Consider the following 13,087-nt stretch of genomic DNA (forward strand, 5'->3'; position numbering starts at 1 on the left):
GTCCGCGCCGCCCCGGTCGCGCCGGTCGCGGCGGGTGGCCCGGAGGTGGTGATCAGCGTGGGGGCCGGCCGGGGCACGGGCACCTGCAGCGGGTCGAGGGGCGGGCCGGCGACGACCGGGGGCCGGGGCGGGGCCGACGACGGCCGCGCCGCCGCCCCCGTGATCGCGGGTCCGGTCGGGCCGTCCGCGAACAACGGTCCCACCTGATCCGGAGAGACGGGCCCGACGGCCAGACTGACCAGTACGAGCGTGGTGAAGGTGAGGCAGACGGCGCCCAGCCCGTAGCTGATCAGGCGCACCCGGCGCCGCCGGCGGCCGGAACTGTCCACAAAGACGGGTGCGCCCGCGTCGCCGTGCGTGCTGAGGTCCACGGTGGGCGCATTGGACCACGCCGGATCGGTCACGTCATGGGGTACTTCGACAATCACTCGACGAGCATCGGTGACGATTGCCGCGCTATGGTGCCGAATGCCACATCAGGAGCGTGCTGGTCGGTAATTCACTCTGCCGGCGTTAACGGAATGTCCGGGCGTTAGGACTGATCGGGCCATAACCGCGCGGCGCCCGGATCGTGCCGCCGCTCAGCCGGGCACCGTCTGCCGGGCCGCGATGGCGGCCCCGCGCGCGCCGGCCATGTCCAGGTCCGGCACCAGCGCGATCGTGGCCGCCTTCTCCTGCTCGGCGCGCAGTTGGGTGTGGTTGCGCACGGTGTCGAGGAACCAGCCGCGGAACTGCGCGCCCGTCTCGACGACCCCGCCGCCGATGAAGTACGCCGCCGGGTCGGTGAAGTTGGCCGCGATGGTGAACAGCCGGCCCATCGCCATGGCCTGCTGCCCGAAGACCTTCAGCGCCAGCTCGTCGCCGCGCTCGCCGTAGGAGCGCACCAGCTTGGCCGCCTTCGCGAGCGACCCGACGTGGTTGAGCTCGTGGTCGGGGTAGCGCTTCAGCCAGTACGGCAGGAGGTTGTTCTCGATGCCCTTGAGCGACGCGATGCTCTCGGCGTCGCCGATCAGCCCGCAGTTGCATACCGGCATGGGCTGGTCCGGTTCGAGCAGCCCGTGCATGGGCAGGTAGACGTGGCCCAGCTCGCCGGCCATGCCGGCGGCGCCCTTGACCGCCCAGCCGGACTCGACGACGCCGCCGCCGAGGCCCGTACCGACGATGGCCGACACCGACGACCGGGCCGGGGCGAGCGCCCCGAAGTGCTGCGCGTGGGCGTAGAGCGCGGCCGCGTTGCCGTCGTTGTTGTAGATCACCGGGAGCTTGAGGCGGTCCTGTAACGCGCCGCGGAAGTCGAAGCCCCACCACTCGGGTGCGGAGAAGTTCGTGGAGCCCTTCGACGAGATGACGCCCTCCGCGCTGGCCGGCCCGGGCGTGTCGAGCCCGACCGCCGCGACCGCCGGCAGTGGCGTGCCGGTGAGCGCGAGGACGTTCGCCATCGCGTCGGCGAGGGCCTCCACCGCGACCCGGGGCCCTTCCAGCACCCGGCTCGGTATCTCGACGAGCCGGTCGACGAGGAAGTCGCCGTTGGCGTCGAGGACGGTGGCGTTGATCGCCGTGCCGCCCACGTCCAGTCCCACCACGGCCGGCTGATGCACCATGCTCATGACCCATCACGCTCCGCTCGCTCGGCGTCGGCCCGTCCTGTTTCGTTCTACCTCCCCCGGGTCCCACTGGCGATCATCCCGTAGGTCAGTGTCCGTTGCTCGTAGAGTCGACACATGTCGCAGCCGGGACCCGTGCGTCGGGCCGTCACCCCACTCGCCGAGTTCCTGCGCACCGAGGCGGGCGCCGCGACGCTGCTCCTGATGGCCGCCCTCACCGCCCTCTTCTGGGCGAACTCCCCGGCCGGCGACTCGTACGCGGCGTTCTGGCACCACGAGCTGACCATCGGGCGGATCACCGAGGACCTCCAGCACTGGGTCAACGACGGCCTCATGGCGATCTTCTTCTTCGTCGTCGGGCTGGAGATCAAGCGGGAACTCGTGGTCGGCGAGTTGCGCGAGGCGCGAGCGGCGCTCATGCCGGTCATCGGCGCGCTCGGCGGCGTGGTCGCGCCGGCGCTCATCTATCTGGCCCTCGTCGGCAGCGGGCCCGCGACCAGCGGCTGGGGCGTGCCGATCGCGACCGACATCGCGTTCGCCGTCGGCGTGCTCGCGCTGCTCGGCGCGCGCGCCAGCGGCGGGGCGAAGCTGCTCCTGCTCGCCGTCGCGATCGTTGACGACCTCCTCGCCATCGCGGTCATCGCGATCTTCTACACCGACCACATCGAGTGGGGCTGGCTGGCCTTCGCGGCCGGGGTCCTGGTCGCCATGGCGGCGCTGCGCGGCACGTTCGTCTCCCCGTGGGCGTACGCGGTGCCGGCGCTCGCGCTGTGGGTGGCGGTCCTGGAGTCCGGGGTACACGCCACGATCGCCGGTGTCGCGTTGGGGCTGCTCACACCCGCCCGGCCGGTGCATGGTCGGCCCGTGATGGCACGACTGGTGCACCGGTGGCACCCGATCAGCGCCTACCTCGTCGTGCCGGTGTTCGCCCTGGCCAACGCGGGCGTCGACCTGCGCGGCGGGGCGCTGGAGACGGCCCTGACCCAGCGGCTCACCTGGGCGGTCGCCATCGCCATGGTGCTCGGCAAACTGATCGGCATTGGCGGCGGCGTGTTCGCGGCGCGCGGGCTGGGCGTGGGCGTCCTGCCGGCCGGGATGCCCGCCCGGCAGGTGTGGCCGGTGGCCGCGCTGGGCGGCATCGGGTTCACCGTGGCGCTGTTCATCACCGACCTGGCCTTCAAGGACCAGAGCATGATCGATTACGCGAAGGTCGGCATCTTCGTGGGCTCATTCGCGGCGGCCCTTGTCGGCGCGGTGTTGCTGCGCCTGGCGGGCTCCGGGACCGCGGCGGCAAAGAGCCCCCGGGAGGACCCGTTGCCGCCGCGGTAGCCGTCAGCGAGGGGTGAAGCGGCGCAGGCGGAGGCTGTTGGCGACCACGAAGACCGACGAGGCCGCCATCGCCGCTCCCGCGATCATCGGGTTGAGCAGGCCGGCCGCCGCCAGCGGCAGCGCCGCGACGTTGTAGGCGAACGCCCAGAACAGGTTGGCCCGGATCGTGCCCAGCGTGCGGCGGGACAGGTGGATGGCGTCGGCCGCGGCCATCAGGTCGCCGCGGACCAGCGTGAGGTCCGCCGCCTCGATGGCCGCGTCGGTGCCGGTGCCCATGGCCAGGCCCAGGTCGGCCTGGGCGAGCGCGGCCGCGTCGTTGACCCCGTCGCCGACCATCGCGACGGTGGCGCCGCGCTCCTGCAGTGCCCGCACCGCCGCGACCTTGTCGGCCGGCAGCACCTCCGCGACGACCTCGTCGATGCCGACCTCGGCCGCCACCTCCGCCGCGACGGTGGCGTTGTCGCCGGTCAGCAGCACGGGCTTCAGGTTCAGCGCGCGCAGCCGGGAGATCGCCTCCCGGCTGGTGGGGCGGACGGCGTCCGCGACGACCAGGACGCCGCGCGCCTCACCCTCCCACCCGGCGAGTACGGCGGTGCGCCCGGCCGCGCCCGCGTCCGTAACCGCGGCGGCCAGGTGCCCCGGGACGTGCCAGCCGCGTCCGGCGAACAGCGCCGCGCGTCCAGCGAGCGCGGGGCGACCCTCGACGACGCCGCTCACGCCCAGGCCGGGCACGTTGGTGAAGTCCGAGACGGCCGGCAGCGTCGCACCACCGCCGGCAGGCAGGGCGGCAGCGGCCCCGGTCGGCGGCTCCGCCCCCGTGGCTGGCGGTTCCGCCGCCGTGGCCGGCGGGTTCGCGGCCATGGCCGGGCGTGATGCCGCACTGGTCTGCTCGGCGCCGGCGGCGGCCGCGATGGCCGCGCCGACGGGGTGTTCGGATCCGGACTCCAGGGCGCCCGCGACGCGCAGCACCTCGGTCGGGTCGTCGGCTACGGTGCCGTGCAGGGACATGCGGCCCGTGGTCACGGTGCCGGTCTTGTCGAGCACGATGGTGTCGACCGCGCGGGTGGACTCCAGCACCTGCGGGCCGCGGATGAGGATGCCCAACTGCGCGCCCCGGCTGGTGCCCACCATCAGCGCCGTCGGCGTCGCCAGGCCCAGGGCGCACGGGCAGGCGATGATGAGTACGGCCACGGCCGCGCGCACGGCGTCGCTGAGGTCGCCGGTGGCGACCAGCCAGGCGACGAGCGTCAGCACGGCCAGCACGATCACGGCCGGGACGAACACCGCCGAGATCCGGTCGGCGAGCCGTTGGACCGGCGCCTTGCCCTGCTGAGCGGCCGTGACGAGGCGCGCGATCTGGGCCAGCTGGGTGTCCGCGCCGACGCGCGTCGCGCGTACCCGGAGAAGTCCCTGGGTGTTGACCGTGGCGCCGGTGACCTGGTCGCCGGGGGCGACCTCGACCGGGACGGACTCGCCGGTGAGCAGGCTCGCGTCGATGGCGGAGGTGCCGTCGACGACCACGCCGTCGGTGGCGATCTTCTCGCCGGGGCGGACCAGGAAGACGTCGCCTGTCCTCAGCTGGGCCACGGGGATCTTCGTCTCCGCGCCCGCCTCGTCGACCACGGTCGCGTCCCTGGCGCCGAGGGTGAGCAGGGCGCGCAGGGCCCCGCCGGCGCGGCGGGTGGCGCGCTGCTCGGCGAAGCGGCCGGCGAGGATGAAGGTGGTGATGACGGCGGCCGTCTCCAGGTAGGTGTCGTGCCCGCCCCGGACCGTCGCCACCAGCGACCAGGCGAACGCCGCGAGCGTGCCGACCGTGACCAGGGTGTCCATCGTCGCCGCGCCGTGCCGCAGGTTGGCGACCGTGGCCTTGTGGAACGGCCAGCCGCCGTAGCCGACCACGACGGCGGTCAGCGCGAGCGACAGCCAGCCCTCGCCGGGCGGGTCCACTCCGGGCACCATCGCCATGGCGACGACGGGCACGGTGAGCAGGGCGGACACGATCAGCCGGGTGCGCAGCGGGCCGGTCGTCTCCTCCTCGGTCTCGGCGGGCGGGGTGGCCTGGTAGCCGGCCGCCTCGACCGCCGCGACGAGATCGTCGGTGCTGACCTCCGCCGGGTGGTCGACGGTGGCGACCGCCGTGGCGAAGTTGACCGTGGCGGTCACGCCGTCGAGCCTGTTGAGCCGCTTCTCCACGCGCGCGGCGCAGGAGGCACAGGTCATCCCGCCGATCGCCAGGTCGGTGCGCAGTGCTGTCGCCATACCATCAGCGTACCCCCAGGGGGTATTGCGGCCCGCCCTGACTGTGTGGCGCTCGTTACCGTGAACGCGTGTCGGATTCGGGTTACTGCCTGTTGGTCAGCGCAGCCCACGCGCCAGCGCTGGTCTGTCCCCGGATACCCGCCGACGGACCCGATCCGGAGGATCCCGCTGGGCGGCTCGTGGATGTCAGGGTGCGAGCGGTCGGCGGGTTCCGCGAGAAGGACGCCGTGACGTTGCCACTCACGTGTTCGATGGCCCGCTCCGTGCGTGGCTACGCGATCTACCGACGCGTGGTCGGTTACCTACTAGGGCTGCTCATCCTGGGATCGGTCGCGGCTCTGGGGTCGCATATCTGGGAGTACCACTCGCTGTCGGGCTTCGACGCGTCGGTGCTCCTGGGGCTCATCGTTGTCGCAGACCGGGCCAGGGGCGCGTGCCGACCCGAGGTGCGCGTCGAACGGTCAGGTGACCGGCTGCGGATCACCGGCCTGTCGGGTCAGTTCGCGGCCGCCACCGTCGACCTGAACCCCGAGGGGACAGTCACTATGCGGAGGCCGGTCGACGAGTGAGCTCCGGATCTTGGGGGCGACCACCTCCTATAGGCCGTTATCGGCCCCGACATCCGAACGGGGGTGCGGCCGCAGGGGGTGAGCGGGGTCACATTCTGGGTGGAAATGATCGCGGCCCGTTGGGCGTCTAAGTCTGTGTGGCTGGCACTCGTATGGGGCGAGTGCTAACGACGACAGAGTGAGGTCTGCGATGGCACTGCTTCGTTGGGATCCGTTCACGGCGCTCGCCCGCGTGGACGACGAGTTCGACAACCTGGTCCGACGCTCCTTCGCCACCCCGCGCGAACAGTTCGTCCCGGCGGTCGAGCTGGCCACCGAGGGCGGCGACGTGCTGATCACGCTGGAGGTGCCCGGCGTCGACGTCGAGGACATCGACGTCGAGGTCAACGGGCGCACCCTGACGGTCAGCGGCGAGCGCCGCGACAGTTCCTCGGACGCCAAGGTGCTCGTCCGTGAGCTGCGTTACGGCAGCTTCCGGCGCGCGTTCCAGCTGCCGCGCGCCGTGGGCGCCGAGCAGGTCGAGGCCGAGGCCGACAAGGGCCTGCTGCGCCTGCGGGTCCGCGACGTGACCCCGCCGGCCCGCGAGCCACAGAAGGTCGCGATCCGCACCCAGGTCCCCGCGATCGAGGGCGACACGACCGAGGGCGACACGACCGAGTAATAGTCCGATCATGATCCGGCGAGGGCCGGCGCCGCTTCCGGGCGGTGCCGCCCCTCGCGGCGTCGTGGGCGGCTGCCGCCGCGGCGGCAGCCGGTGAATGTCGAAACCTGGCCAGTTAGAAACGTCGATGGGACTGAACCGTTTAAGTCCCGGACTTGCGCATGTCCTGGCGGGCATGGGGACTACCTGCGTCGTTATCCATCGGGCGTACTCGATGGGTCATGAATGTCGTGGAAAGTTTCGGTGAGATGTTGTCGATGTAACGACTTGACCTGCAGGTTTGCGAAAGCCTTCGGAGATCGCTTGTGACGGGCGGACAACCGGTGTTGACTCGGCGCTCGCTGAGAGACCCAGGTCACATCGGCCGGGCCGGGCTCTACCGGGTCCGGCGCGACACGCGCTCCACCAGCTGCGCGCTGTCGCCTGCCACCAGCGCGGACGCGCGCTGGCCACCGTCTTTGCGACATCCGTAGGAGAGATCAGGCATGAGCATTCGCATGACGCGACGCCGGGCGGCCGTAGTCGCCGTCGGTGCCGTCGTGGTCGGCACGGTTGCCGTGCTCCCGGCCCTGCCGGCGAGCGCCGCGACCGCGTGTAGCGTTACATACAAGATCGTCAACCAGTGGAGCAACGGCTTCCAGGGTGGCGTGACCCTCAAGAACACCGGCGACGCGTGGACCTCGTGGACCCTCACGTTCTCCTTCGCCAACGGCCAGACCGTGTCCCAGGGCTGGTCGGGCAAGTGGGCCCAGTCGTCCGCGAACGTCACCGTGACGAACGAGACCTGGAACGGGTCCGTCGCCAACGGGGGCGTCGTGGACATGGGCTTCACGGCCAACCTGCCCAGCGCCACGAACGCGGCGCCGACGTCGTTCTCCGTCAACGGCGTGGTCTGCGGCGGCACGTCGACGCCCACGTCGGCCCCGGTGACCTCCCGGGCCGTCACGTCGGCCCCGGTTACCTCCCGCGCGGTCACCTCGGCTCCCGTGACCTCCCGCGCGGTCACGTCGGCCCCGGTTACCTCCCGCGCGGTGACCTCGGCGCCCGTGACCTCCGCCCCGGTCACCTCCGGCCCGGTCGTGACCTCGGCCGCTCCCAGCACCCCGAGCACCGCCCGGGTCGACAACCCCTACGCCGGTGCGAACGGGTACATCAACCCCGACTACGCCGCGCAGGTCAACGCCGCCGCGGCCGCCAAGGGCGGCACGCTCGGCGCGGCCATGGCGAAGGTCGCCCAGCAGCCCACGGCCGTCTGGCTGGACCGCATCGCGGCCATCAACGGCGCGAACGGCGCCAAGGGCCTCGCCGCGCACCTGGACGCCGCGCTCGCGCAGCAGACCAGCAGCGGCAAGCAGGTCGTCGCCACGATCGTCATCTACGACCTGCCGAACCGTGACTGCTCGGCACTCGCCTCCAACGGCGAGCTGCTCATCGCGAACAACGGCCTGGCGCGTTACAAGACCGAGTACATCGACCCGATCGTCGCGATCATGAGCCAGTCGAAGTACGCCTCGCTGCGCATCTCGACGATCCTCGAGCCGGACTCGCTGCCGAACCTCATCACGAACCTGAGCTTCGCCAAGTGCGCCGAGGCGAACTCGACCGGCGCCTACGTCGACGGTGTCGCGTACGCGGCCGGCAAGCTGCACGCCATCCCGAACGTGTACACCTACGTCGACGTGGCCCACTCGGGCTGGCTCGGCTGGGACTCGAACCTGACCCCGTTCGTGAACCTCATGGCCACGCTCGCGAGCAGGACCACGGGCGGCTACAGCGCGTACGACGGGTTCGTCTCGAACACCGCGAACACGACGCCGACCATCGAGCCGTACATGACGGCGACGCAGTCGATCGGTGGCAACCCGGTCCGCTCGGCGAACTTCTACCAGTGGAACCAGTACATCGACGAGCAGTCGTTCGTGCAGGCGCTGCGGACCGCCCTCATCGCCAAGGGTTTCCCGTCGACCATCGGCATGATGATCGACACGTCGCGTAACGGCTGGGGTGGCTCGGCCCGTCCGGCGGGCGCCTCCACCTCGACGGACCTGAACACCTTCGTCAACGCCACGAAGATCGACCGTCGGATCCACCGGGGCAACTGGTGCAACCAGAACGGGGCCGGCATCGGCTTCCGTCCGCAGGCCAACCCGGCCGCCGGTCTCGACGCGTACGTCTGGATCAAGCCTCCGGGCGAGTCCGACGGTGCCAGCGCGTTCATCCCGAACGACGAGGGCAAGGGCGCCGACCCGATGTGCGACCCGACGTACACCGGTAACAGCCTCAACGGCAACAACCTCACCAACGCGCTCCCGAACGCCCCGCTGGCCGGCAAGTGGTTCCCGGCCCAGTTCGAGCAGCTCGTGACGAACGCCTACCCGGCGCTGTAACACCTCTGTGGACGGCGGGGCGCCTCGTGCGCCCCGCCGTTCGCGTTATCCACAGCCCGTAGCCGCGCGGTGACGAACTCCGATACCCTGCTCAGGGCGAGGCAGGGGGAGGTCCGCACATGTCCGGCGACGTGAAGCACGACTGGGACGTGCCCCCACCCGACCACCTCAACGATGCGCGCCTGCCGGTCGCCAACATCGACATCAACCTCGACGACGTCGGCGGCTTCGGCAAGGCCCTGCACAACGAGCTGGAGCGCAATCTACGCCCCAACGCGGCGGCGATCGCCCGCGAGTGCGAGGACGACGCGATCAACTTTGGCGTCCGGATGACCACCCCCGCCATCCGGGACATGCGTGTGCGTTACCAGGACAGCCTTGCCCAGACCCTGCAAAACGTCCGCAACTTTGTCATGGCGTCTCAGGTCCTCATCGCGGCCGCCGAAAAAATCGTCTCCGAGTACGGCGCGGCAGACGGCATGTCAGGTGATACCGCCAACAAGATCCTGTCCGATGCGTTGGGCCACCCTGGCGCCCTCCCCAACTCCGACAACGCCGAGGCGGCTCTGTCCTTCGTCACCGATGTGCCCACACACTTCGGGCCGAGGACCGATGCTCCGTGAGCGGGCAGCCCAACTCGACAGACTGGTCGTCGTACTCCCTCCCGCAGATCCGGCAGATGCTCTCCCAGGAAAGTGCTTTGGCTGGCGATGCGCAGGCGAGGGTGTGGTACCAGATCGAGGCCATCTGCCGTACCCATGCTGACCAGTTGGCGCGGGCGGTCACGCAACTCCAGGCGACGTGGCCGGCGACCAAGGGCAGCGCGGCCGAGGCGTTTCAAGCAGCAACCAACGGCCTGCTCCGCTCGATGCGGGAGACGTCGCGTACCGCCTACAACAACGGTCTGACCTTGGAGTCGTTCAACCAGGACCTGCAGGAGACCCGGGCCCAGATCGAAAGTGTTGTTGCTGAGTACCAACGTCGAGAGGCGGCCGAGAGGTCTCAGCCCGTGACCGTTGCCGGCAGCATCGAAGACTGGCGCGCCCACCTCACGACGGACGCGCGCCAGATCATGACGCGCAATGACGCCGCTGCGAGACTGTCCGCCAGGATCGTCCGAACTCCGGAGCCATTCGTTCTGGACGGCGGGATTGGCGAAGGGGGAAAGATCAAGGAGCCGAAGCCCCAAGGTTCAGGGCAAACTGGACAACAGGCAGCCCTCGGTTCTTTCGGCAGTCCACAGATGACGTCCGGTGACAGTCCTGCGGCATTACCGGGATTCGGCGGATCGTCGGCGTCAGTCCCTCTATCCCCCATACTCGCTGGGGCGGTCGATCCAGGCTCACCATGGGGCACGACCACGCCCAACGGCACGTCCACAACAAACGTGCCGAGTGGCCGAGCCGGCGTCTCCGACCATGCAGTCCCAGCGGGCGCATACGCGCCGGGCTCACCGGTCGGCGGTGTGATCGGCGTTCCTGGTGGTCGGCCGGAGGCGCAACCGGGAGCCGGCGGCGTGCGGGGTGCCTACGGCGGTAGCGCATCAGGCAGCCAAGGCGCCGGCCATGGGTTGCCGACTGCGGGCGGAATGGTCGGCGGTATGCCGATGCTTGCGGCTGGCGGACCCGCCACGACGCGCGATGGTGTCCGGATCGGGCGTCCGGGAGGCGTGATCGGCGGCGAACGCGGTAAGCGCAGCCGTCCGTATGACCCCGCTGATCCATGGGCTATCGATGCGGACACGGTGGCACCGGTGATCGGTGGACAGGCCACGAAAGAAAGCGACGGTGGTCCGTGGGAAGGGCTGCCACCTGGGGTTGTAAGCATCGAGGGCTGGCCAAGATGATTCGAACCTGGCGGGTTGCTCTGCGAAACGCGGCCGCCGGCGTCGTGGTCGGCGCGCTTGCGGTGCTCATGGCTACACCGACCCCCGCGTGGGCGGATGCGGTTCGGGATGGCCAGTGGTACGTGGACTTCCTGCAACTGAGGCAGGCGCACCAGATCACGAAGGGCAAGGGCGTAATTGTCGCGGTCGTCGACACGGGCGTCGGCCAGCATCCCGATCTCAGCGGCAACGTGCTTCCCGGTCAAGACATGATAGGTGGCTTCTCTGCGCCGGATGGGCGCTATGACATGGATGGGCACGGGACGGCCATGGCCGGTCTGGTCGGCGCCCACGGCCGAGTGCTCGGCGTCGCTCCCGAGGCGACGATCCTTCCCCTTAAGGAGCGCAGCGGCAGTCGCCAGTTCACTGCGGGTCTTGTGCCCGCCATCAACCTTGCCGTCAGCAGCGGTGCCAAGGTCATCTGTCTAGCCCTTGGCACGAAAGGCTCCCCACAACTGGAGGACTCGATCAACCGCGCCCTGGCGGCGGATGTGGTGGTAATCGCTGGTGTTGGCAACACCAACCTGGACCCGACGTTGCGGTATCCAGCGGCGTACCCGGGCGTCGTTGCGGTGGGCGGGATTGACAGTTCTGGTCGTCACGCCGACATTTCAGTCCGCAGCGACGTGGTCATGCTGGCGGCACCGTCGGACGCGGTGTCGTCAACGGCGCCCGACGGCGAGTACTGGCTCGGGACCGGGACGAGCAACTCGACGGCGTTGGTCGCCGGGGCAGCGGCGTTGGTGAGGGCCAAATTTCCCGAGTTGTCCGCCGACGAGGTGATTCACCGCCTGACGTACACCGCCGATGACAAGGGGCCGTCCGGACGCGATGACCAGTACGGGTACGGGGTCGTCAACATCGTGAAGGCGTTGACCGCTGATGTGCCACCGTTGACGCCCAGCGCGTCCACGCCGGGGGCCGGACCGGGCGCCAAGGGCCAGCCGGGCAACGGTGGGCTGGTCGGTGCGCTTGTCGGGGTGGGGGCGCTCGTGGGCGTACTCGTGGTGGTGGGGGTTCTTGTGGTTTCGCGGCGGAGGCGGAATTCATAGGCGCTTGGTTGACCCACGGTGGCGTATCGGTCAGCGTGGATTATGTCTGCCACCTATGTCCCGAGCCGGCGGGCCCTCGAACCGTGCACGCGTGTCTCGCCGTCGGGTGCACGCTCGCGGTGAGCATGGTGGTCGCTGTCGGCTCGGCTTCGGCCGCGCCGCTCGCGCCGCCCGTGTCCACGCCCGGTCCGACCGCCTCCCAGCCGCAAACGTCCACACCCGCGCCGCCCGTGCCGACGACAACCGGGCCGGGCACGCCGAACACCTCGCCGATGCCGCCGACCGTCCCGGGCATCGTGCGTACGACCGGGGTGACCGCGACGTCGATCTCGCTGGCGTGGACCGCGTCCTCGCCCGGGTGCTGCCCGGTGACCAGCTACGACATCTGGTACCAGGCGGTCGGGTCGACCTATCCGATCCTCACCAACATCAGCGCCGCTACGGCCTACACGATCCCGGGTCTGCAGCCGAACACCGCGTACGAGATCCAGGTGCGGGCGCGCGACGGTGTCGGGCACGTCTCGGCGTACTCCGCGATGTTGACCGTGTCGACGACCGGGGTGAGCACGTCGGTCGTCGCCACCACCGGTGGGAACAGTCCGCCGTTGGTGTGCTGGGCGACCTACCGGGTGATGAGCCGGTGGCCGGGCGGGTTCACCGCCGAGGTGACGGTGGAGAACGGGTACGCGGCGGTCACCGGTTGGAAGGTCGGGTTCGGTCTCGCGGCCGGCCAGAGCGTGACCCAGGCCTGGAACGCGACCTTCACCCCGGCCAGCTCCGCGGCGGTCTTCACGAACCTGCCCCGGAACGGGTCGGTGCCCCGCGGCGGGAAGGTCACGTTCGGCATCCTCGGCACCTGGACCGGGTCGAAACCCGTGCCGGCCGGGATGTCGTTCACGAACGCGCCGTGCGCGATGCGGTCCTGACCGCCTGACTCCTGAGTGGACGGCCGGCGCTGGCGCGGGCCGTCCACCTTGCTATTCCCCCTTTCCGGTTTTCCACAGGGCCCTGAGTTACCCACAGATCTTGTCGCGGCGGCTCCGGACGGCGGTCGGGCCCGGCAGTGTGGGCGGCGAACCCGCAGTCCACGGACGAATCGGAGCCCGCCGTGCCGGTCCTCGCGCCGCCCGCAACCGCCGAACCATCCCTCCCGCTCGTCGTCACCGGCGATCAGGATCTCCTCGACGACCTGCTACGGCTGGCCGCCTCCAGCGGCGTCGCCGTCGAGGTCGCCACCGACCCGGCCGCCGCCCGGCCCCGTTGGGCGCGCGCGCCGATCGTCGTGGTCGGCGCCGACGCGCTCGACGCCTGCGCCCGCGCCGGGATGCCGCACCGGGCGCG

10 protein-coding genes and 2 pseudogenes are annotated in these 13,087 nt (G+C 70.6%); 9 read left to right on the plus strand and 3 right to left on the minus strand.

The window, feature by feature from the left end; translation table 11 throughout:
- Together ABD211_RS03090 and ABD211_RS03095 are read right to left on the minus strand one after the other, a co-directional pair.
- Window positions 1-428: pseudogene (locus ABD211_RS03090) on the minus strand (hypothetical protein); the annotation flags it as partial.
- Window positions 429-581: 153 nt separating this feature from the next.
- Window positions 582-1,607, minus strand: a complete 1,026-nt coding sequence (locus tag ABD211_RS03095; RefSeq protein ID WP_344125964.1) for an ROK family protein — start codon at window positions 1,605-1,607, stop codon at window positions 582-584.
- Between the two features lie 114 nt (window positions 1,608-1,721).
- Here ABD211_RS03095 and nhaA point away from each other — a divergent pair, with 114 nt between their 5' ends.
- Entirely contained in the window at window positions 1,722-2,933 is a 1,212-nt protein-coding gene (nhaA, locus tag ABD211_RS03100) for a Na+/H+ antiporter NhaA (RefSeq protein ID WP_344125967.1), read from the plus strand.
- 3 nt (window positions 2,934-2,936) lie between these two features.
- On the opposite strand, the gene ABD211_RS03105 is transcribed toward nhaA, so the two are convergent.
- Window positions 2,937-5,192 carry a heavy metal translocating P-type ATPase gene (locus tag ABD211_RS03105; RefSeq protein ID WP_344125969.1) on the minus strand — a complete coding sequence of 752 codons (2,256 nt, stop codon included), beginning with the start codon at window positions 5,190-5,192 and terminating at the stop codon, window positions 2,937-2,939.
- A 227-nt stretch (window positions 5,193-5,419) separates the two neighbouring features.
- Here ABD211_RS03105 and ABD211_RS03110 point away from each other — a divergent pair, with 227 nt between their 5' ends.
- From ABD211_RS03110 to ABD211_RS03145, 8 genes and pseudogenes are all read left to right on the plus strand, one after another.
- Window positions 5,420-5,761, plus strand: a complete 342-nt coding sequence (locus tag ABD211_RS03110; RefSeq protein WP_344125971.1) for a hypothetical protein — start codon at window positions 5,420-5,422, stop codon at window positions 5,759-5,761.
- 190 nt (window positions 5,762-5,951) lie between these two features.
- Window positions 5,952-6,422, plus strand: coding sequence for an Hsp20/alpha crystallin family protein (locus ABD211_RS03115; RefSeq protein WP_344125973.1), 471 nt, complete (start codon window positions 5,952-5,954; stop codon window positions 6,420-6,422).
- 485 nt (window positions 6,423-6,907) lie between these two features.
- Window positions 6,908-8,809, plus strand: coding sequence for a glycoside hydrolase family 6 protein (locus ABD211_RS03120; RefSeq protein ID WP_344125975.1), 1,902 nt, complete (start codon window positions 6,908-6,910; stop codon window positions 8,807-8,809).
- A 119-nt stretch (window positions 8,810-8,928) separates the two neighbouring features.
- Entirely contained in the window at window positions 8,929-9,432 is a 504-nt protein-coding gene (locus ABD211_RS03125; RefSeq protein WP_344125977.1) for a hypothetical protein, read from the plus strand.
- Window positions 9,429-10,655 (plus strand): WXG100 family type VII secretion target, encoded by a 1,227-nt coding sequence (locus ABD211_RS03130; RefSeq protein ID WP_344125979.1) that lies wholly within the window; start codon window positions 9,429-9,431, stop codon window positions 10,653-10,655. The genes ABD211_RS03125 and ABD211_RS03130 overlap by 4 nt, the downstream gene beginning before the upstream one ends.
- Window positions 10,652-11,746, plus strand: coding sequence for a S8 family serine peptidase (locus ABD211_RS03135; protein WP_344125981.1), 1,095 nt, complete (start codon window positions 10,652-10,654; stop codon window positions 11,744-11,746). Before ABD211_RS03130 ends, ABD211_RS03135 begins: the two co-directional genes overlap by 4 nt.
- A 125-nt stretch (window positions 11,747-11,871) precedes the next feature.
- Entirely contained in the window at window positions 11,872-12,672 is an 801-nt protein-coding gene (locus tag ABD211_RS03140) for a cellulose binding domain-containing protein (protein WP_344125983.1), read from the plus strand.
- A gap of 182 nt (window positions 12,673-12,854) precedes the next feature.
- Window positions 12,855-13,087, plus strand: a pseudogene (locus ABD211_RS03145) (septum site-determining protein Ssd); the annotation flags it as partial.

Origin of the sequence: Luedemannella flava (assembly GCF_039528515.1) — a bacterium.
Lineage (GTDB): Bacteria > Actinomycetota > Actinomycetes > Mycobacteriales > Micromonosporaceae > Luedemannella > Luedemannella flava.